Origin of the sequence: Acinetobacter sp. (assembly GCF_049284435.1) — a bacterium.
Classification (GTDB): Bacteria; Pseudomonadota; Gammaproteobacteria; order Pseudomonadales; family Moraxellaceae; genus Acinetobacter.
Genome location: NZ_JBAPXX010000106.1, coordinates 1 through 21,218 on the forward strand (window position 1 = coordinate 1; position 21,218 = coordinate 21,218).

The 21,218-nt window shown below is 42.7% G+C and carries 22 protein-coding genes; 20 read left to right on the forward strand and 2 right to left on the reverse strand.

The window, feature by feature from the left end:
- The first annotated feature begins 114 nt into the window (after window positions 1-114).
- Together WAK81_RS09210 and WAK81_RS09215 are read left to right on the forward strand one after the other, a co-directional pair.
- Window positions 115-1,038: a DUF2971 domain-containing protein gene (locus tag WAK81_RS09210; protein ID WP_422196576.1), complete on the forward strand. Its 924-nt coding sequence runs from the start codon at window positions 115-117 to the stop codon at window positions 1,036-1,038.
- 82 nt (window positions 1,039-1,120) lie between these two features.
- The gene (locus WAK81_RS09215; protein ID WP_422196577.1) at window positions 1,121-2,116 is read left to right on the forward strand and encodes a hypothetical protein; all 996 of its coding nucleotides are present in this window, start codon (window positions 1,121-1,123) and stop codon (window positions 2,114-2,116) included.
- A gap of 2,418 nt (window positions 2,117-4,534) precedes the next feature.
- On the opposite strand, the gene WAK81_RS09220 is transcribed toward WAK81_RS09215, so the two are convergent.
- Window positions 4,535-5,473 carry a LysR family transcriptional regulator gene (locus WAK81_RS09220; protein WP_422196578.1) on the reverse strand — a complete coding sequence of 313 codons (939 nt, stop codon included), beginning with the start codon at window positions 5,471-5,473 and terminating at the stop codon, window positions 4,535-4,537.
- 118 nt (window positions 5,474-5,591) lie between these two features.
- Between WAK81_RS09220 and WAK81_RS09225 the strand changes: the two genes are divergently transcribed.
- From WAK81_RS09225 to WAK81_RS09280, 12 genes are all read left to right on the forward strand, one after another.
- A complete protein-coding gene (locus tag WAK81_RS09225) occupies window positions 5,592-6,515 on the forward strand; it encodes an MFS transporter (protein ID WP_422196579.1) in 924 nt (307 codons plus the stop codon).
- A 21-nt stretch (window positions 6,516-6,536) separates the two neighbouring features.
- Entirely contained in the window at window positions 6,537-6,920 is a 384-nt protein-coding gene (locus tag WAK81_RS09230) for a hypothetical protein (RefSeq protein WP_422196580.1), read from the forward strand.
- A 31-nt stretch (window positions 6,921-6,951) separates the two neighbouring features.
- Window positions 6,952-7,941 (forward strand): M81 family metallopeptidase, encoded by a 990-nt coding sequence (locus WAK81_RS09235; RefSeq protein WP_422196581.1) that lies wholly within the window; start codon window positions 6,952-6,954, stop codon window positions 7,939-7,941.
- Window positions 7,899-8,057: a hypothetical protein gene (locus WAK81_RS09240; protein ID WP_422196582.1), complete on the forward strand. Its 159-nt coding sequence runs from the start codon at window positions 7,899-7,901 to the stop codon at window positions 8,055-8,057. The genes WAK81_RS09235 and WAK81_RS09240 overlap by 43 nt, the downstream gene beginning before the upstream one ends.
- Entirely contained in the window at window positions 8,008-8,457 is a 450-nt protein-coding gene (locus tag WAK81_RS09245; RefSeq protein WP_422196583.1) for an MlrC C-terminal domain-containing protein, read from the forward strand. The genes WAK81_RS09240 and WAK81_RS09245 overlap by 50 nt, the downstream gene beginning before the upstream one ends.
- 340 nt (window positions 8,458-8,797) lie before the next feature.
- On the forward strand, window positions 8,798-10,021 hold the full coding sequence (locus WAK81_RS09250; RefSeq protein ID WP_422196584.1) for an efflux RND transporter periplasmic adaptor subunit: 1,224 nt from the start codon (window positions 8,798-8,800) through the stop codon (window positions 10,019-10,021).
- A complete protein-coding gene (locus WAK81_RS09255) occupies window positions 10,018-11,241 on the forward strand; it encodes an ABC transporter permease (protein WP_422196585.1) in 1,224 nt (407 codons plus the stop codon). Before WAK81_RS09250 ends, WAK81_RS09255 begins: the two co-directional genes overlap by 4 nt.
- A complete protein-coding gene (locus WAK81_RS09260; RefSeq protein WP_004279331.1) occupies window positions 11,234-11,950 on the forward strand; it encodes an ABC transporter ATP-binding protein in 717 nt (238 codons plus the stop codon). Before WAK81_RS09255 ends, WAK81_RS09260 begins: the two co-directional genes overlap by 8 nt.
- Window positions 11,951-11,971: 21 nt before the next feature.
- Window positions 11,972-12,334, forward strand: coding sequence for a YidH family protein (locus WAK81_RS09265; protein WP_422196586.1), 363 nt, complete (start codon window positions 11,972-11,974; stop codon window positions 12,332-12,334).
- A gap of 106 nt (window positions 12,335-12,440) precedes the next feature.
- Window positions 12,441-12,857, forward strand: coding sequence for a YeeE/YedE family protein (locus tag WAK81_RS09270; RefSeq protein WP_422196611.1), 417 nt, complete (start codon window positions 12,441-12,443; stop codon window positions 12,855-12,857).
- Window position 12,858: 1 nt separating this feature from the next.
- Window positions 12,859-13,281 carry a DUF6691 family protein gene (locus WAK81_RS09275; RefSeq protein ID WP_422196587.1) on the forward strand — a complete coding sequence of 141 codons (423 nt, stop codon included), beginning with the start codon at window positions 12,859-12,861 and terminating at the stop codon, window positions 13,279-13,281.
- Window positions 13,278-14,153 (forward strand): MBL fold metallo-hydrolase, encoded by an 876-nt coding sequence (locus WAK81_RS09280; RefSeq protein ID WP_422196588.1) that lies wholly within the window; start codon window positions 13,278-13,280, stop codon window positions 14,151-14,153. Before WAK81_RS09275 ends, WAK81_RS09280 begins: the two co-directional genes overlap by 4 nt.
- Window positions 14,154-14,376: 223 nt before the next feature.
- Here the strand turns inward: WAK81_RS09280 and WAK81_RS09285 are convergent, their stop codons facing one another.
- The gene (locus tag WAK81_RS09285) at window positions 14,377-14,877 is read right to left on the reverse strand and encodes a Dps family protein (RefSeq protein WP_004646199.1); all 501 of its coding nucleotides are present in this window, start codon (window positions 14,875-14,877) and stop codon (window positions 14,377-14,379) included.
- Window positions 14,878-15,613: 736 nt separating this feature from the next.
- Here WAK81_RS09285 and katE point away from each other — a divergent pair.
- The 6 genes from katE to WAK81_RS09315 all read left to right on the forward strand — a co-directional run bounded on the left by katE (window position 15,614) and on the right by WAK81_RS09315 (window position 21,138).
- On the forward strand, window positions 15,614-17,737 hold the full coding sequence (gene katE / locus WAK81_RS09290; RefSeq protein ID WP_422196589.1) for a catalase HPII: 2,124 nt from the start codon (window positions 15,614-15,616) through the stop codon (window positions 17,735-17,737).
- A 69-nt stretch (window positions 17,738-17,806) separates the two neighbouring features.
- Window positions 17,807-18,016 (forward strand): hypothetical protein, encoded by a 210-nt coding sequence (locus WAK81_RS09295; RefSeq protein WP_422196612.1) that lies wholly within the window; start codon window positions 17,807-17,809, stop codon window positions 18,014-18,016.
- A 51-nt stretch (window positions 18,017-18,067) separates the two neighbouring features.
- Window positions 18,068-19,051 carry an acyl-CoA dehydrogenase gene (locus tag WAK81_RS09300; RefSeq protein ID WP_422196590.1) on the forward strand — a complete coding sequence of 328 codons (984 nt, stop codon included), beginning with the start codon at window positions 18,068-18,070 and terminating at the stop codon, window positions 19,049-19,051.
- The gene (locus WAK81_RS09305) at window positions 19,039-19,824 is read left to right on the forward strand and encodes a PIG-L deacetylase family protein (protein ID WP_422196591.1); all 786 of its coding nucleotides are present in this window, start codon (window positions 19,039-19,041) and stop codon (window positions 19,822-19,824) included. The genes WAK81_RS09300 and WAK81_RS09305 overlap by 13 nt, the downstream gene beginning before the upstream one ends.
- The gene (locus WAK81_RS09310) at window positions 19,814-20,428 is read left to right on the forward strand and encodes a class I SAM-dependent DNA methyltransferase (protein WP_422196592.1); all 615 of its coding nucleotides are present in this window, start codon (window positions 19,814-19,816) and stop codon (window positions 20,426-20,428) included. The genes WAK81_RS09305 and WAK81_RS09310 overlap by 11 nt, the downstream gene beginning before the upstream one ends.
- Window positions 20,425-21,138 carry a glycosyltransferase gene (locus tag WAK81_RS09315; protein WP_422196593.1) on the forward strand — a complete coding sequence of 238 codons (714 nt, stop codon included), beginning with the start codon at window positions 20,425-20,427 and terminating at the stop codon, window positions 21,136-21,138. Before WAK81_RS09310 ends, WAK81_RS09315 begins: the two co-directional genes overlap by 4 nt.
- Window positions 21,139-21,218 lie beyond the last annotated feature (80 nt).

Here is a 21,218-nt window from a genome sequence, read left to right on the forward strand (position 1 = left end):
GAGATTCATGCTCGTGTAGCCGTATTAAATATATTTACGGAATTAGGCCGACCTCATACCCAAGTTGTCACTTAAACCTGAGTCGCTTAGGGTAAATCTAATCTTTAAATCTTTGTGCAACAAAGCCTTAATCAATTAGAAAAGCATTACCATAACATTAATATCGATATGAAAAGTCATGCAATCGACTTATGCAATAAATTAAGAAAAAATATAGGTATATTTTCCTTAAGCAAAACAGAAAGTGATGAACTTTTATGGGCATATTATGCAGATTCTCATTCAGGTTTTTGTATTGAATATGATTTAAACAAGCTACAAGAACTCAATAAGGTAAGTGCTGTTTTTGATGTTATTTATCAAAAAAATATTCCTAGGATAGATGAAAAAACTGCACTTCAACAAAGTGATATAGGAGAAATATTAAAACTAACATCTGGTAGAAAATCAGATAAATGGGTACATGAAGAGGAAATTAGAATTTGTATAGAGCCTCATGGAAATTTTGATTATGACTATAGAGCTGTAATAGCTATTTATTTTGGTTTAAAAATGCCTAAAAATAATAATGAATTAGATAAAAATAATCATAGTCTTCCATTCCAATACTCAAAAGTAAGCCAAAATGAAGTTATGAAAACTTTACAAGGTAGAGGCATTAAATACTTTCAAATGCATTTAGAATCTAATAGTTACAAAATTGGATATACTGAAATTGAAGATCTGTATAAGTCAGCACCACCATACAAAACGAAAAACTTGGGCGAAGTTTTAGATTGTGCTATCAGTTATGAGGATTATGGGGAAAATATAGCACCACTTTATTTCGATAAAGTATTGGAAATCACAAGAAGAGACCCATATTGTCATCAAATTCATAATATTCATTTCTCTAAAGAAAAGTCAGGTACTCGTGGCGAACCAATTATTTTTGCTGGATTTTCAAAGAGTGAAAATGATTTATGTTTAACAAAAAGGTACTTCACATTAAAAGATATTGAGGAACAATATTCTGCATTAAATATAAGTAAAAAATAAACCTAAAAGATTAAGTTAATTAGCCTCCTTAGTTGGGGGCTTTTCAAACATGATTCATCAAATTTCAAAGGAATAGAATAAATTGTTTAATAATAAAACCCGTAATCAGCATTATATATCTCAGGTAGAGCAGAAATTAAATAGCATAGATCCATCGATTGATAAAAAGAAAAGGCGGATATATAAATTCGAATCTCTTAACCGTGAACTTCAAGAATATAAACTATGTGTCGAGAATAGTGTAAAGATTGAGCAAAATTTAACTTTTAATGACTTATATTCATTAGAAATATTTGATGATGGAACGAGAGACAATTTTGAGAAATATTTCTGTCAATTAGAAGAAAAAGTTGAAGTATTAACGAAAGAAGTATTAGCTAGTGAAAAACTAGATAAAGATATTTTTCTTACCTTATTTAATGCAAAATTAATGAATGTGATACGTAATCCTTATTGTATTTTATCCACCCTTAATACTTATTCAAGTCTTTGCAACTATACTCCAATAAATCAAAATTTAGCCTATCAATTTGAGAAGATAAACACTTTAGCCGTACCTGAGTCAATCTTGTCAGAATTCAGGATAAATCAAGTACAGTTTAGACAATGGTTAAAAATCATATTTTATATGGTAGTTCCTATGAAGCTTGATAATGGAAACTATTTAAATTTAGCAACTGAAATAATTAAGAATATTTTTGACCCTGCAAAAATGCATTTATATATTGCTCTTGCAACTCATGAGAATGAAATTTGTTTGTTATCTGATCGTGCTCACGTTGATTTTTCAGAAGCCTTACCAGGCAATAATTTTGGATATGAATTCAATTTAACAAAAAATGCTTTTATACATTTTACTTTCGCTGAAAACAATTTAGAGAACTTGAGTAAACTGGCAAATATTCCAGAGAACTTAATGACTAGAATGAAAGAAAGAGGACTTAATAAGCTTGAAATGTCATCACTAAAAATTGATAAATTCGTAAACGAAGACATTCTTTTTAGGGCCTACAATTCAAGAGTAATATATCAGTGTCATACACACTTTTATGCTGCAGATATAGTTTTTAAAAAATAGAAATCCTCTTTTCATATTTAAATTCCATTAAGTTTAAGCCTCTATGCTTTTACAAAAAAATAATGTGAATTTTAATAGACAATATATTTCAATTTAGGTTGACGGCATACGGCAGAAATAAAGCATTAAATGATACTCAAGACCTTATACAGCAAGGCTTTAACCTATTTTACTAAATCATCATTCTGTCAACCTACGTCAACCTAAATAAATTGATTCTGTCTAAGTACGTCTAAGAAGAATCCGTATTTCATATCAGACAAGCCTTATTAAATATTTCCTTGATAAAGACCGACCACAAAACCGTTAAAAATAGCTTCAAAGCCTCATATATTGGGTGTTACAGCTAATTTCAATAAGTATCATTTCATCAAGTATTATCAAGTAAAACTCATTATTTAGCTTTGCTAAGTTCTGCAAGAATTAGCTATACAGCTCCCAACAATAAAACACACTCAAAGGCTGTACTGGTATGCCATTCACTCACAATTCAAAATGCTGTTTTGTATAGCTACGTATAGCAAGAAATATCATTCCCCTTGCAGAAAGCGCCGTATATTTTGCTATACAGGACATAAGCCATTTACCTTGACAGCACCACCTTAGAAAAAAGAAATAAAATGCACTCAGACCTTTATGAATAAAGCATCACAGCTATTTTCAATAGGTTTTAAGAAGTAGTATTTCGTCAAGGTTCGTCAAGGTAAATCCGTATGACTACGTATAACTAAATTCAGGATTTAGAATCTAAAATTTACCCTTATAGATTTGAAATCTAATAGGGTTAAAACGTACTGATATAAATCTCAATCCGTAAAGCTACGTAAAGCAAAGCAGCCTTAAATTATTCTTTACAGCGTTTATTTAATTTCCTTGATGGGCCACCAGTAGAAAGACCATTAAAATGGCTTCAAAACTATATGTGGTAAGGCTTACCGTTTCTTGATGGTTGTTTGATTCCATCAAGGTACATCAAGGTAAATTCCCCTGACTGTATAGAAACGTAAAGAATTTTGACCTTATTTTTTGTTTTACAGCACCACTTTAAAAAGACCATAAAAACCATGCTCAAACATAGACACAGAAAGGTTTACACCATTTTTGAAAAATATCTATTCCGTACAACTACGTAAAACAAAAAGTTCTAAATTGATTTGTTTCAGTACGGCGTTTTGGTACATATCATTTACCCTTACAGCTCAATGCTTAAAAGATGGCTTAAATAGCGTTTAAAGCTTTACAGCACATGCTTTACGTCACATTTGACGATAAGGTGTTTCGTAAGGGTACGTAAGGGTAAATAGCCATTAAATTAGGCGTTACAGTACCTATCTAAATTACTTTGACAGACTATCAGTAGAAACACCCTTAAAATGACCTCTAAACTATATAGATCAAGGTTTATCGCTATTTTGAGAAAATCCATCTCGTCAAAGTACGTCAAAGAAGAAATATGCTTATATTGATTTTAATGTCAGGTTCGTATAGCATCGAATGTAGCCACATTTGATGTCATTACACCTGAACCATCAATAAAAGGAGGAGGTACGCATTTTAAATGCCATCCTTTGTCCTACTGGAGATATGAGCATATCTTTTAACTACGAAAGTTTCGTAGTTCGCCAGTATGGGCATTGTCAAAATGCCCCCTAAACCGATGCTCAAAAGTGAGCTTTGCTTTGATAACAGTAATTTAGGTAAATCCAAAACTGGATGCAGCTCCCGAATTTTTGGGAGTTGATAATTTTCGAGCAGATCAGGACAGCACTTACCCTACTGGAGAACTTGCTCACATTTGAAACGCGACCAAGTTAATTCAGCATTTCAAATGCGGATTTAAAATCTGAAATTATACTGATACCTATTTTATAGGCATATCTGACCGCCAAAAATGACGTGCAGCATAAGCACCACAAAAACGAGGAGCTTTGCCACAAAGGATAAGATTCTAAATCTGACCCCATTGGCATTCTAAATGTGGATGGGTACGCATTTTAAATATGCTGTTTTGGTGCGTACTAACTGCGTACCGCGTACCAGTGCGTACCTGAGCCACTAAACAGAGGCGCAGCTTAAATGCTTTATTTCGCTTCCATCAAATAAGAGAGGCCAAAAAACACAGCAAACCAATACAACCATGAAGGAAAATAGAAAAAATAAACACAGAGGAGTGCCTAAGAGGGGGAGTTTTTAACTCCTGAGTTCATCACCCAGTAAGGCAACTAAACTCGAAGAAAATAGGCCAGCAGCGAGTAATTTGTATCCCCACGTGTATCCCTTATTTTTAATATAAAATTTTATAATTAAATAACAGTTACTTGTGAATCCAGTTCAATTGTCGCCACCCCACCAAAATTCTTATTGTAAATCAGCCACTTATATAAGTGGCTTTTTTATTGCCTAAATTTTATAAGCGATTTAAAAGATCAAATCAAAACTAGAACGAATACGCTCGATTAATAAATGCTTCGACTCTGACAAATGGGTGTTTTTACGAACCATCAATTGGGTCTGAGCCGTGTTGCACAGCTCGGAATCAATAGTTAAGGCAACGGCCTGACCTTCTTTAACCGCATCTGCGATATCTGCATAGCGCATGGCGGAAATCCCATGTCCAGCCACAACATAATTTTTTAAAGCATAAATAGAATTGGTGGTCAGACCAATATTCAGGTTCACTTGTAAGCGAACCATTTCACTGTCGAGTAAATGACGGAAACCATGCCCTATGGGCATTAAGGCAAATTTATAGGCTGAAATTTCAGAGAGACAAATGCGATGCTTGAGCTTGGCAAGGGGGTGGCCGGCAGGAACAGCCAGAATAAAAGGTTCTATTTTATGGGCAATGGTGCTGATGTCTGTATGAAATGGAGGATTATACGCCAGTCCAATATGCGCCAAACTGTCCACGATATGTCGTACCACATGCTGGGCACTCATTAATTCTAACTGGATTTCAAGATTTGGATATTTATGATGCACATGTCGAAGTACATCATAAATCATGTGTTGCATATAACTTTCACTTGAAACAATGTTCACTTTGCCGAGCTGAGAAGATTGCAGCTGAAATAAATTGTCAAATAATTCATTTTCACGATTTTTATTTTCCTTGAAATACTCAAGTACCAGATAGGCGGCTTCAGTCGGAATAATATGCCGGCCCTTACGTTTGAACAGGTTTATTTTTAATTCTGATTCAAAGAGTTGAATCTGTCGACTCATGGCAGACTGTTCAATATTTAGGATATCTGCTGCTTTGCGCATCGAACCGAACATCATCACCGTATAGAAATAACGCAAACGTTTTTCATTGATTCCATGCAATGGCGCAAGGAATTGCAAGTTTCTGTCCATAAAAACTTTGATGCTTTTAAAGCATCAGTATGCCTAATAAATTACATTGTTATCAAGTCAGGAGCGTGCTTACATAGTTTTTGAACAATAAGAAGATCTAGATAAAAAGAAGTTTTAGATGGATTTAATGACCTCCCGTCAACAACGGTTAGACCAGATTTACAAGAAAGTAAGCTGGCGGCTGCTGCCATTTTTATTGCTGTGTTATTTCTTTGCTTATCTGGACCGGATTAATATCGGATTTGCCAAGTTGCAAATGCAGCAGGAGCTGGGCTTTAACGATGCAATTTATGGCATGGCAGCCGGCATATTCTTTTTAAGTTATGTGCTGTTTGAAGTGCCGACCAACCTGTATTTTGAAAAAGTTGGCGCCAGAAAAACCATTACCCGCATCATGATTTTGTGGGGCCTGATCTCCATGTCGATGCTGTTTGTCACCACCCCGCAGATGTTCTATGTCTTGCGCTTTTTACTAGGTGTATTCGAAGCCGGTTTTGCCCCGGGCATGATTTTCTATCTGACCTATTGGTATTCCGGTGCACGTATGGCACGTGTGATGGCGATCGTCATGCTGGCCGGGCCACTGGCTGGTATGTTAGGTGCGCCGTTATCCACGCAAATTATGAGTACTTTTCATCAGATTTATAATCTTTCAGGCTGGCAATGGTTATTTTTATTAGAAGCTGTGCCAACCGTGCTGTTGGGCTGCGTAGCGTACTTTTATTTAACCGATCATCCCTCACAAGCAAAATGGCTGTCACAAGAAGACAAAGCCTTGTTGGTAAAAGAAATTTCGCAGCATCAGTCTGCAACCGGTCATAGCAATTTTAAAGCAGTATTAAAGGATCCCTGGATTTATTTCATGGCCTTGGCCTACTTCACCATTATCTGTGGAATCTATGCGATTGGCTTCTGGCTACCATCTTTATTGAAGTCGGGCGGTATCCAGAATTTGCAGATGATTGGCTGGCTGGTGGCGATTCCGTATTTATGCGGCGCAATTTTCATGGTCATTTTTGCCCGCAGTTCGGACAGATGGTAGGAACGGAAATGGTATTGTGTAGTGCCGACGGTATTGGCCGGAGTTAGTCTGATGTTGTCGGTGATCAGTGCGAATTTCCTGCTGTCCTTTATAGCGATCTGTACCGCAACGGCCTTTATGTTTAGTGCCTATACCATTTTCTGCTCGATTCCATCGAAATACTTGAGCGGTAGTGCGGCAGCAGGTGGAATTGCCTTAATTAACAGTATTGGATTACTCGGTGGTTTTGTCAGTCCGAATATTATGGGTATAGCGCAGTCAATGACCGGTTCCATGCTGGCAGGCTGGTTCACGATTGCTGTGATCATGATGCTCGGTGGCGCTTTCCTGATTTATGCCTTCAGACTGAAAAAGCAAGCTGCGCCTCAGCAAACAACACGCGCCGCCTTAATCATCGATAAATAATCAATCATGCAGCATAGGAAGGATTCAAGATATGAAGAAAATCATCATTGCGGGCTTTCAACATGAAACCAATACCTTTGCCCCGACCAAAGCAAGCTACGCCGATTTTGTCCAGGGTGGGGGATTTCCGCCGCTTAGCCGCGGCGCAGATATCCTGAAATTTCGGGAACAGAACATTCCGATTGGCGGTTTTATTCAACAAGCAGAACAATTCGGTTATCAACTTTTACCGGTGATCTGGGCTGGCACTTCACCTTCAGCGCATGTAGAGCAGGACACTTATCAGCGGATCTGTGATGAAATTATTTCCAGCATTCAACAACATCCGGCAGATGCGGTGTATCTGGATCTGCATGGTGCCATGGTCAGTGAGCAGGTGGATGATGGTGAAGGCGAATTGTTAAGAAGAGTCCGCGAGACCGTTGGTCCGGACATTCCGGTGATTGCCAGTCTGGACTTCCATGCCAATGTCACGCAGGCGATGTTTACTTATAGTGATGCATTGATTTGCTATCGGACCTATCCACATGTAGATATGGCCCAAACCGGACAACGCTGTGCCCAAGTGCTGGATCAAATATTCCAGGGCAAAAAGCTGTACAAGCAAATGTATAAGCTACCATTTTTGATTGCGCTGAATGCACAATGTACCGAGCTGGAACCTACCCAATCGTGTATGAATTTACTCGAACAGCTAGAGCAAAATAATTCTGTCCAGATGAATTTCACGCCGGGTTTTCCAGCGGCAGATTTTGAGGAATGTGGCGGTTGTATCTGGGGCTATAGTGAAAATGCTGTGCAGTTAGATCAGGCTATGCAACGTTATATCGCCCATGTGCTGCAACAAGAAGTGCATGGGAATATGGATTTTTTATCACCCGATTATGCCGTGCAGCAGGCACTTCAACTTTATCAACAGCATCGCTTGCAGATACTCAGGATAATCCGGGAGCCGGTGGTGATTCGAATACGACCGGAATGTTATCGGCGCTACATCGGCATCAGGTTAAAAATGCATTGATTGGCCTCATTGTAGATCCCGTGGTGGTGCAGCAAGCCTATCAGCTTGAGCTTGGTCAGCATTTTTATGCGCAACTGGGCGGGAACATCAGGTATTGCCGGAGATGCCCTATTTAGCGCTGAATTTAAAATCAAAGCCTATAGTGATGGGAAATTCAGCTATGGCGGACCCATGATGCATGGCGTTGAAGCAAATATTGGCCCGAGTGTATTACTGGAAATAGAAGGTATTGAAATTGCAGTCAGTTCCTACAAAGCCCAGTTGCTCGATCGTAATATGTTTAGAATTTTTGGTGTTGTGCCTGAAGATAAATCGATTGTCGTGGTGAAAAGCTCGGTACATTTTCGTGCAGATTTTCAGGACATCGCTGCTGCCATTTTGGTCGCGAAAGCACCTGGTGCCATGAAAGCAGACCCGAATGATCTGCCTTGGCAAAAGATTGATCCAGATATACGGCTTGTACCGATGGGTGAAAGTCTGGCACAACGTGATCAGCCATTACGTCGTACTGTCTAACATTTAACTAACTCCAATTAACACCTAAGCGATTGAACAGGCTAGATCCATTACGATCCAGCCTGTTTTTTAATGAAAGCTCCCATTCCTTGAACTCAAGATAAATTCAATACAATTTTCTGTTACCTGATCCCACGTCTGGATCTGCAATTGATGAACTTGACTGACATCGACTTAAGCTAGCTCAAAAAAGCGGACAAGAAATCAATATTCTTTTTCAAACTCAACAAAATACCTATAATTGCAATCAGAAACTTGTTGTAAATTAAACCTTAGGAAAAAAACAAATACAGTTTTGACTTTCTTATTCTAAATTAGATGAATCAATTGGAGATTCTCATTGCGCGTTGCCCACTATAAAATTTTGCTCATTATCGTATTGCTACTGGCAGTAGGGTTTGCTCTATTTCGCTGGTGGCAGGGACCAGTGGTGCCTAGTTACACGTTGAGTGCCATGCCGCTGGTACAAAATGTTGTCGCAACCGGACGTGTTGCGACGGTTTCGCGTGCCCAGGTAGGCAGTGAAATTAGTGGTGTGGTTCTGCAACGTCTGGTGCAGGAAGGCGATCAGGTTAAACCGGGTGATCTGCTGGTGGTGCTGAAATCAGATGAGCTGTTGGCCCAAGTCAGGCAGGCCGAGCTGGCACTGACCGAATTGGCAAGCAGCCGACGGCCACAGGCTGCAGCAGAACTGGCCAGTGCCAAAGCCCAGCTGGAGCAGGCCAGCCGAGAAGCTACACGTAGACGTAATGCAGAAGCTGGCATCCTGTCGAGGGAAGAAGTCGAACAGGCTGTGGAAGCGGAAAGAGTCGCGCGCAATAATTATCAGACAGCTCGGGTAAAAGCAACAGCATTGGCTGCGGGTCAAGTCGAAGAAGCATCGCTTCGGGAACAGCTTGCGGTGGCACAGGCGCAATTGGCCAAAACCAAGATTCGGGTGGCGGTCGCTGGCACAGTACTGACACGCGATGTCGAGCCGGGTGATCTGGTTCAGCCGGGACAAACTTTATTTACCATTGCGTTAACAGGGAATACAGAAATCCGGGTACCGCTAGATGAGCGGAATTTACCGCAACTGGCCTTACAGCAAAATGCCACCGTGATTAGCGATGCCTATCCGGATCAGTCTTTCCCGGCCCGGATTAACTTTATTGCGCCAAGTATTGATCCACAGCGAGGTACAGTAGAGGTCAGGTTAACTGTCAATCCAGTGCCTGATTTTCTGCGTCAGGACATGACGGTATCGGTGAATGTCGAGACGGCCAAACGAGCACGGGCACTGGCTATTCCGAATGATGCTTTAAGTAGTATAAAGGGAGATAAAGCTGTGGTCTTAATGGTACGTGATGGAAAAATACAGCGTCAGCAGATTACTTTAGGCTTGCGTGGCCTGGCCATGTCAGAAGTGAAATCTGGTCTGAATGAGGGTGATCAGGTGCTGGCAAATGCCGAATCTTCATTGGAGGATGGCACCAGAGTTCGCTTAAAATCACAACACAGTTCATTGCAGAATTCTGCTAATACGACCGATAGCAAAAATGAATTACCGGTGAAATTCGATTGAAAAATTTATTTGGGCGGCTCTGGATCGAATGGAAAATCGCGGTCAGTTTTTTGCGCGAGGGTCGCGCGCAGTCCATCATGATCACCATCGGGGTCGCCGTGGGCGTGGCAGTGATCGTCTTTATCACCGCGTTGATTCAGGGGCTACAAGCCAATATTGTCGAACGTACCTTAGGTACACAAGCGCATATTCGCCTGTTGTCACCGGATGAAATCAACCGAATTGTGTCACCTCCTGCCGGAACGGTGCAATTATTGCAGGAAGACAAACGGGCACAGCGGCTGCGTTCGATCAATAATTGGCAACAGATTACCGAAACACTGGACCAGTTACCTGTACTGACCGCCGTCTCGCCGGTAGTGTCTGGACCTGCTTTTGTACAACGGGGTGATGCGATTGAATCCGTAGCCTTGGTTGGGATGAATTTGGAGCGTTATCAGCAGATCATTCCATTAAAAGAATATTTAACCAGTGGTCAGTTGCGGGTCGGCGCGGATGATGTACTGATTGGCAGTCAATTGGCCAAAGACCTCGGTGTTCAGGTCGGCAGCAAGTTGCGGCTAGATACTGGCCAACAGAATAGTGCCTTGGTGAATATTGCCGGTATTTTTGAGCTGGGCGTGCGCGAACTGGATGCGCGTTATGTTTATCTGGATCTCAAGCAGGCGCAGTCCTTACTCGGTCTGCCAGGCGGGGTAACGGTGATTGACCTGACCATTGCCAATATTTTTGAGGCAGACCAGGTTGCAGCACAAGTCGGACGCCTGACCTCATTAAAAGCCGAAAGCTGGATTGAAACCAATGCACAACTGATGAATGCCATTACCGCACAAAGCCTGTCCACCAATATGATTATTGTCTTTGTCGCAATTTCAGTGGCTTTCGGGATTGCCAGCGTCATGTCCGTCAGTGTGGTGCAGCGTACCCGGGAAATTGGTATTTTGCGGGCGACAGGTGCAACCCAATCGCAAATCTTGAGAGTTTTTCTGTTTCAGGGCGCAATCTTTGGCTTGCTCGGTTCAGTGCTGGGCAGCATAGTCAGTTATGGCCTGGTGTGGGTATTTAATAATTTTGGGCCAGGATTATTTTATATTCCCATTTCGATTGAACTGGTGATATTGGCGTTATTGTTGGCGACATTAACAGGCGTACTGGCTGCAGCAGTGCCATCACGCCGGGCCGCGGCACTTGATCCGGTGGAGGCGATTCGTCATGTCTGAGCAATCTCAGGAAGTTCTGCGTCTGGAAGCGCTGCGAAAATCTTATAATATTGGCCAGCCCAATGAGGTTGAGGTCTTGCATGGCATTGACCTGCGCATTGATCGCAACGACTTTGCTGCACTCATTGGCCCTTCCGGTTCTGGAAAAAGTACCTTATTGAATATTCTGGGACTGCTAGATAAACCAACGAGCGGCGAGCTGTACTTGTTGGGACAACCTACCAGTGCGATGGATGATACCGGTCGTACGGCGCTGCGCGGCAACAGTATTGGGTTTGTATTTCAGTTTCACCATCTGATTCAAGCGTTTAGTGCACTGGATAATATTCTAATGCCTTTAATGATGGCGCATGGCAAACCGAATCAGCAGGCAATGCAACGCGCACGTGATTTACTAGCGGCAGTGGGGCTGGAAAAATTTGCTGAACGTAAACCGAATGAACTTTCCGGAGGACAGCAGCAGCGGGTGGCCATTGCTCGGGCTTTGATTACTGAGCCAGCATTATTATTGGCCGATGAACCGACAGGTAATCTGGATACCCAGACCGCGGCTGATATGTTTGAACTGTTTCGTAAAGTGCATCGTGAACGCGACTGCGCCGTACTCTTGGTCACGCATGATCCGCGCCTGTCTGCCACTTGTGATCGCACCATTAATCTGGTCGATGGCCGGATTGAAAGTGATTCGAGCAATCCGCATCAAGATTAATCCAAACCATAAGGAACCAGCATGTCTAACTTACAGGATCCAAGAGTTTTATTTGCTTTAGAAAGAACTGCGTTGGCCTGGAATCGCAGTGGGCTGGCTTTGATTGCTTTTGGCTTTGTGATTGAAAAATCAAATTTACTGGCACAACTGGTCGATCCGGAAAAATACCAGAATAAAATTGTTTATAGTCACTGGCTGGGAATTGCAGTCATTCTATTCGGTATGTTGATCAATATCGGTTCTATCCTGCAATATCGGGCTGGCCTCAGATCTTTGACCCCGGCAGAATTTATTTCTGACTATCAGACCCAGCATCCTGTCTTGTTAAACTTATTTACCGTGTTGACCGGAATATTGTTAATTATTTCATTCTGGATCAGTTGAAAGATGGATGCTGAAGAATGAATGAACATATTCAGGCACCATTCCCGACTTGAATAAATTTAAATATTATATAATATAAAATTATATAATGATTGATGGAATTATGATACATGACTTTCTGAGTGCTTTTCTCGGCGGCTTGCTCCTCGGAGTTTCAGTTGTCGGCTATCTGTATATCCATGGCCGGATCGCAGGCATCAGTGGCCTGATCGGACAGGTTCTCAATCCGCATACGCTTTTTAAAACACCTGCCATCTGGTTCTTACTGGGTCTTTTCATCATTCCATTTATTTATGGTTTATGGCTACAGCCTGAGATCGAACTGAATGCCAGTCCCTGGATGATGATCGTTGCCGGTTTGCTGGTCGGGTTTGGTACCCGTTTAGGTTCGGGATGTACCAGTGGACACGGCATTTGCGGGATTAGCCGTTTATCCAGACGTTCAATGTTGGCAACTGCGGTATTTATGCTGGCAGGTTTTGTAACAGTGTATGTGATTCGTCATCTGATCGGAGTGCTTTAAAATGAAAAATCTGTTGGCATTTTTATTGGGTGGCTTGTTCTCGGTAGGCTTGATGATTTCCGGTATGGCCAATCCTGAAAAGGTTCTGGATTTTCTGGATCTTTTTGGCGACTGGGATCCAAGTCTGGCCTTTGTGATGTTGGGCGCGATAGTGGTTGCCTTTATTCCATTTCAAAAAGTCAGTCGAAATCCGACTGCGAAAACCGTATTTGATGAACCGATCCAGTTACCAACCAATCAGAAAATTGATTCCAAACTGGTGACAGGCAGTCTTTTATTTGGTATCGGCTGGGGAATTGCCGGTATTTGTCCGGCACCCAGTCTGACCTTGATCGGTCTGGGTCATTATCAGGCCATTTATTTTATTCTTGCCATGCTGGCAGGGGTTTACCTACATCGTCAATGGGCAGGAGCATCATCATGAGTCAGAGCGCTGTGGTTCAGAATTTTTTTCATGAAGATACCAATACATTTAGTTATGTCGTGAGTGATCCGGCCACTGGAAAATGTGCGGTGATTGATAGCGTACTGGATTATGATGCTGCTTCAGCCAGCACATCGACCACGCATGCGGATCGCATTATCGCCTATGTACGAGAGCATGAACTTGAAGTTGAGTGGATTCTGGAAACCCATGTGCATGCTGATCATTTGACCGCAGCGCAATATCTGCATTCACAGTTGGGCGGCAAAATTGCCATGAGCCATCATATCTCTGTGGTTCAGGAGACCTTTGGCGCGATCTATCATCTGGACATCAAGCAATTTAATCTTGCTCAGCCATTTGATTATCTGTTTACTGATCATGAAGCATTCAGCATTGGTTCATTGCAGGCCTATAACATTCCGACACCGGGACATACACCGGCCTGTCTCAGTTATGTAATCGGGGATGCGGTCTTTGTTGGCGATACCTTGTTCATGCCCGATTACGGTACCGCGCGCTGTGATTTCCCTAGAGGCAGTGCCGCGACTTTATTTGATTCGGTTCAAAAGCTGTATCAGTTACCAGACGCCACCCGGGTATTTTTATGTCATGACTATCTGCCGGAACATCGCGACCACTTTGTCTGTGAAACTGATATTCAGACCCAGAAGCAGCACAATATCCATATTCACACTGGCACGGCCAAAGCTGATTTTGTTGAAATGCGCCAGCAGCGAGATGCCAAACTGAGTATGCCTAAACTGATTTTACCGGCGATTCAGATCAATATGCGTGCTGGTCAATTTCCTGAAGCGGAAGAAAATGGAATTTCTTATTTAAAACTGCCGTTGAATTATTTCCATGCCTGAGATTTAAATAAACGAGTCATTAAAAAAGGAAGTACGCGATTGCCTACATCCTTAAAATCTTACAGTTGAATTCTAATGATCCTGTCTTTCAGGTTGATCTAATCATTGAACGCCGGTAAATCATACCTAATCAAAGCGTCAGGATGAAGCCGAACTTAATCGCACCACCACAAGTTTCCGCTTCATCCTTGCATGAGCCTGATCTCAAAGATTCGATCCGATTTTATTGTTCCAGATTACTTCTCAGCATCCAGGCAGTTTTTTCGTGTACTTCCAGTCTTTGCGTGAGAATGTCAGCAGTCGGCTGATCATTGGCTTCTTCAATGATCGAAAAAATACTTCTGGCAGTACGTGCCACAGTTTCATGTGCATCTACCAGTAAACGTATCATTTCTTCAGCTTTAGGCACACCTTCGACTTCTTTAATGGAGGTGAGTTTCACAAACTGTTTATAAGTACCGGGTGCTGCAAAACCCAAAGCCCGAATACGTTCAGCAATGATATCCAGCGCATTCCACTGCTCGGTATATTGAGTCATAAACATGTTGTGCAGGCTATTGAACTGGGGGCCAGTGACATTCCAGTGGAAATTATGGGTCATTAAATACAGGGTATAACTGTCTGCTAAAAGTCTGGATAAACCATCGACAATTTTGGCGCGATCATCATGCGAAATCCCGATATCAATTTTCATTGCTTTAGATTCTTTTTTAGAAGAGGCCATGCTCTTACTCCTTAAAACTTAACGCGATACGGTGTAACAAAATAAAGTCGGATGTATTTGAAGCCTGAGCCAAGAGATGAAATGATCTCTATGACTTTGTATTTGATCTGAATAGGCCGATGGATTTAAGTGGTTATAAGTTATAGATATTAAATCAATATAAGGGCAGGAAGTTTAGTCATTATGTATAAGCAGGGCGCGGGATTGTAACTATTTAAATCTGTCAAGTTTTGACCATCTTCAGCGGTAGCACGTTAATTTCTCATAGCAAATTGAAGATCAAAAAAGTCCTAATCATTTCAGGATTGAAACATCGTGTTGGGTCATGAAGCCTATTTATGAGCAAGATCACATATCACTATACTGAGTCTTTATTTCGAAATATCTCTGTAAGATTTTAATATTTTATATTAAATAAATAGCTTAGATGAAAATTTAAATCATAAATAAACCCGAAATTTATAAAAAATAACACAATGCTGCCTTAATTAAACAAGGCACTACAAACAATAATAAATCTCTTTCTCAAATGCAGTTATGTTAGGACACAGGCGAAACCAATAACGCTTCGAGTCAGCATATTCAGAAGAAATGTGAGGCTGATACAGGATCGGCTGTAGCAGATAGACTTGCGGGATGAGTTTGATTGGTCAAGCCATGCGACATATAAGCTCAAGCGACTTTGAGATAGACCAAAAATATCTGCACTAAACTCAAGCTCAGCAAGGAATACATCATGAAAATTAAGGCCAATAGCCCCGCGACTGGTAAAGACGGTTTAGACAAACAAAATACCAATAAAAAAAGTGAGCAGCTCGACGCATATCGCAGTGATGCGACCGAGCAGGCACTCACCACCAATCAAGGGGTTAAAATTTCCGATAACCAGAACAGTCTCAAGGCAGGCGTTCGCGGTGCGACCTTGATCGAAGATTTTATTCTTCGGGAAAAAATTACTCATTTTGACCATGAGCGAATTCCTGAACGTATTGTGCATGCCCGTGGTGTCGGTGCACATGGCTATTTTGAGGCTTATCCGGGGAATGAAAAACTGACCAAAGCGGGCTTCCTGACCAATACCAGTGTGCAAACCCCAGTGTTTGTGCGCTTTTCTACCGTACAGGGCCCGCGTGGTTCAGCGGATACAGTACGTGATATTCGTGGTTTTGCGACCAAGTTTTATACTGAAGAAGGTAACTTCGATTTGGTGGCGAATGATGCGCCGGTATTCTTTATTCAGGATGGGATCAAGTTCCCGGATTTCGTACATGCGGTCAAGCCTGAACCACAGACCGAGATTCCTACCGGTGCATCTGCACATGATACTTTCTGGGATTTTGTTTCCTTAGTGCCTGAATCTGCACATGCGGTCATGTGGGCCATGTCGGATCGAGGCATTCCACGTAATTTAAGAGCCATTCAAGGCTTTGGCGTACATACTTTCCGTTTTATCAATGCCGAGAATAAAGCGGTTTTTGTTAAATTCCACTGGACCCCAAAACAGGGTCTGGCCCAACTGGTCTGGGATGAAGCACAAAAACTGGCAGGTAAAGATCCGGATTTCCATCGCCGTGACTTATATGAAGCGATTGCCTCCGGTAACTATCCGGAATGGGAGCTGGGTGTACAGGTCGTTCCAGAAGAAGATGAGATGAAGTATGACTTTGACTTGCTGGATCCAACCAAGATTATTCCGGAAGAACTGGTGCCGGTGACGCCGATTGGCAGAATGGTACTGAACCGTAATGTCGATTATTTCTTCGGTGAAACCGAGCAGGTGGCTTTCTGTCCGGGACATATTGTTCCGGGACTAGATTTTACCAATGACCCGTTATTACAGGCAAGACTGTTCTCCTATACCGATACCCAGCTTAGCCGTTTAGGTGGTCCAAACTTCCACCAGATTCCAATCAACAAACCGGTTTGTCCATTCCACAATAATCAGCGTGACGGTCTACATCAGCGTATTGTACATACTGGTCAGGCCAGTTATGAGCCGAACTCGATTGATAACAACTGGCCGACTGAAACTCCGCCAGCCGCACAAGGGGGTGGTTTTGAAAGCTATCAGGAGCGTATTGATGGACACAAGATCCGTCAGCGCAGTGAATCTTTCAGTGACCACTTTAGTCAGGCTCGTCTTTTCTATCGCAGCCAGGCACCCCATGAGCAAAAGCATATTGTCGATGCCTATGTCTTTGAGCTGAGCAAGGTGGAACGTAAATATATTCGTGAGCGTGAAGTTCTGGAAGTGCTCTGTAATATTGATTTGGATCTGGCCCAGCAAGTTGCTGACCAGTTGGGTATTGAAATTCCGGCAGAGAAAAAAGCTGTGAAATTGCCGGATGTGCAGATTTCACCACGTTTATCTTTCGAGGCATTCAAACCCGAAGATATTAAGGCACGAAAAATTGCCCTACTGATACACGATAAAGCCAATGAGGCCAGTATCAAAGCCGTTCAAGCCTGGGCAGAATCGGAAGGGGCTGTGGTCGATGTATTGACCCCAAAACCGGGTCCGGTACTGGGTCAGCAAGGCGAGGTGATTCCTTCCGATGGTATGCAAAAAGCAGAGCCATCCATCGCCTATGATGCCGTGGTGATTGCTGACGGTGACAATTACGATGTCGTGATGAAAGACGGTGTAGCAACTCATTATCTGCTGGAAGCCTACAAGCATTTAAAACCGATTGTGTTCTTGGGCGATAAAGGCAAGCTGCTTGAAGATCTGCGCTTGGTTAGCGATGAAGGAACTCTGGAAAACGGACAGTTTGAAGCAGTACAAGATAGCTTCAAGACTTTGATCCTGAACCATCGTGTCTGGGCGCGTGAAGCGACTGCGGAAGCGATTCCTGCCTAAACGATCCAATTTATGTTAGAGGATAGAGGCTCTGGCTTCTATCCTCATGGTTTTAAAATGGATGAAGATATGGTGAGACCGGATGTCAAAAAGTTGTTGGCACAGGCACAGCAAGCCAAATGGAGCAGAGAGCAGGATATCTATCTCATTGAACATAATCATTTGCCTTTAACTGAACTGATGCAGCAACTTTGTTTCAATGAAGAAGAGATTAATGCACGGCGTAAGGTATTAGGGCTGACCACACGTTTAAAACAAATGCGCAAGCTTTCTCATTAACTGACTTTAAAAAATAACAACATTATCCGTATTTTATGAGGAACCGCATGCATGAACCTCGGTTCAATATTACAAAGATTTGAAAATTCTCCTCTGGAGCTACAAGAAAAAATTCAGCACACTTTAATGGAACTGGTGGCGATTTCCGACCAGGTGCCTGATCCCACTTTCGGAGCGATCTTAAAACGCTGGCAGATACTTAGTCAGGTCTCAGCCAGTAATCTGAGCTTGGGAAAACTGTTTGAATCCCATCTGGACGCCTTGGCTATTTTGCATGAACTGAATATTCCGGTAGCACAAAAAGGCTTATGGGCAGTATGGGCGGCAGAAGGTGGACCAAAACCTTTAACATTGCAAGCAGGAAAGTTAAGCGGGATAAAGCCCTGGTGTTCTGCATCGGTCTGGGTGCAACACGGCCTGCTGACTTACCGTGATGAGCAGCAACAATCCCAGTTACTGATTTTGGACCTGCAGCAAGAAGGAATTCAGCATCATCAGGATGCCTGGCAGGCGGTGGGCATGCAGCATACTTTAACTGCCCGGCTGGAACTGGATCAGGTTGAGGTGGAAAAAGTCGCTGCTCCGAATGCTTATCTGGATCGGCCCGGATTCTGGCACGGCGCCGCAGGTGTGGCAGCGTGCTGGTATGGCGCAACTGTCCGTCTGGCTGAATATTTAAGGCAGACGTTCTTGCTCAAACCTCATGCCTATAAAGCCATGTATCTGGGTGAAATCAGTCGGGAGCTTTTAGCAACACAAGCCTTATTTTATCAAGTTGCTGAATTAATTGATCAGCAGCCGCAACACTCACATGAATTAAACATTCGTAGCCTGCGTGCTCAGGTTGAAGCAACGGCTTTAAACGTGCTCACGCATGTGGGTAAGGCCCTTGGTGCTGCGCCGTATTGTGAGCATCCGCATTTCGCCCGGCTTGCAGCAGATCTTCCGGTATTTATTCGTCAAAGTCATGCCGCATTTGATTTGGAGCGAATTGGTGAGTTAAGCGCACAGGAGGAAGAACTATGGACATTATAAGACATGAGATTGTGGGTGATCGTGTCATCCATGGTGAAGGTACACGACTCGAAGAATGGCGTTCCTGTGAGATTTTGCAACAGATGCCGGAATTCGATATTCCTCAGGTTATTCCACCGGATGCCAGGATCTGCATTATTGCCCCTCATCCTGATGATGAAATTTTGGGATGTGGAGGTCTGATTCAGCGTCTGGATAAACTTGGCTATCAGATCGTACTTTTTGCCGTTACCAATGGTACGGCCAGTCATCCAGGCTCTAGCCTGTATAGTCCAGAAGAGTTGAACCAGATTCGTCCTGCTGAAACACGAACAGCTTTGGAAGAATTGCCTTTGAAACAGAATATCTTACGGATCGCTTTAGATATTCAGGATGGTAAAGTTGCAGAACAGCGGAATGTGTTGCAGCAGCATCTGCAATCTTATCTGCAGCCGAATGACGTGTTAATTACCACATTTGTTCATGATGGGCATCCAGATCATGAAATTACAGGGCAGGTCACACAGCAGCTGGCGACTGAACTTCATTTGCCCTGTATTCAGGTCTTGATTTGGGCATGGCATTGGGCAACCCCGGGAGATACCAGAATTCCCTGGAGCGTTGCTCATCAACTCAGATTAACTGATGAAGAACTGCAATATAAGTCTCGAGCTGCGCGGTGTTTTAAGAGCCAGATCGAGCTTGACCCTACCATAGAACAAGCAGCTATTCTGCCAGAGCAGGCATTGCAACGTCTTTTACAGCCCTGGGAAGTGTATCTGTATGAACAGTAAAGCAGCCTATGATCAGGAATATTTCGATGCCTTGTATGCACTGAATCAGGGAGATCCCTGGCAATATGAACAGCGTTGGTATGAACAGCGCAAACGGCAGATTTGTCTGGCGGTCTTGCCGCGCTTGCAGTTTGACTCCGCGATTGAAATTGGTTGCAGTAATGGCATCTTTAGTCAGGAACTGGCACAGCGGACAAATACCCTAATATGTCTGGATGCCAATGATACTGCGATCCAGTTGGCGCAGCAGCGTTTACAAGATTATTCACATGTGCAGGTGCTACAGTGTGTCGTGCCAGATGAGTTGCCCAAACAAAAATTTCAGCTCATTGTCGTCAGTGAGATTTTATATTATCTGAACCCGATTGCACTGCAACAGGTATTAGCATGGTTGCATACTGCACTCGAACCGGGCGGATGTATCTTGAGTTGTCATTGGCGCGCGCCGATCTCGGGATTTAGCTTGAATGGTGAAGATGTCCATCAGTATTTCAAAGCGCATTTAAACTATGCACATCGTTTAAGTTTGCAGGACTCCGATTTTTTAGTAGACCTCTGGCTGAATTCAGCACAATCCGTGGCAGAGCAGGAGGGCTTAAGATGAAAAAAATCGGTGTGGTGATTCCAGCCTGTAATGAAGAAGCCTATATTGAACGCTGCCTGTTGGCCTTAAAATCAGCACAAACTTATTTTTTTCAATACTTTAAAACAATAGAAAATCTTCCTGAAATTCATATTCTCGTGGTCTTGGACAACTGTACCGATAGCACCGCACTTAAAGTTCAGCAAATGGGCATTCCGGCTATGAGCTGCGACTTCCGAAATGTCGGTAAGGCACGTCATTTGGGGATTCAGCAAATGATCGAGCAAGGCTGTGACTGGATTTGCTGTACCGATGCTGATTCATTCGTACAATGCGACTGGTTTCAGGTGATGTTACAGCATCAACCCGCCGATGCGATTTGTGGTGTGGTCGAGTTGGATCACTGGGATCATTTAAGCCGGAAAACCCGTCAGGCTTATCTCCGACATTATCAGGATAGCATGGGACATCGGCATATTCATGGCGCAAACCTGTGTTTTAAAGCTTCGGCTTATATACAGGTCAATGGGTTTCAGCAACTGGACTGTCATGAAGATGTCGATTTCATTCATCGTTTAGAAAAAGCCGGCGCGAAGATTGTCTGGTCGAATCAGCTGAGAGTCACCACCAGCAGTCGGCTCAGCTCCAAAATTGCCGCAGGTTTTGCACATTTTCTGCAAAAACTTGAGCTTAAGCAGGCCGCGAAAAAACCGATCAGCCTCTGCAAATAAAAGCATAAAACTATAAATTTTATACAATCAGATACTTGTAAAAAATCTTAAAATTCGTGTCTAAAAACTATTCCATTTAA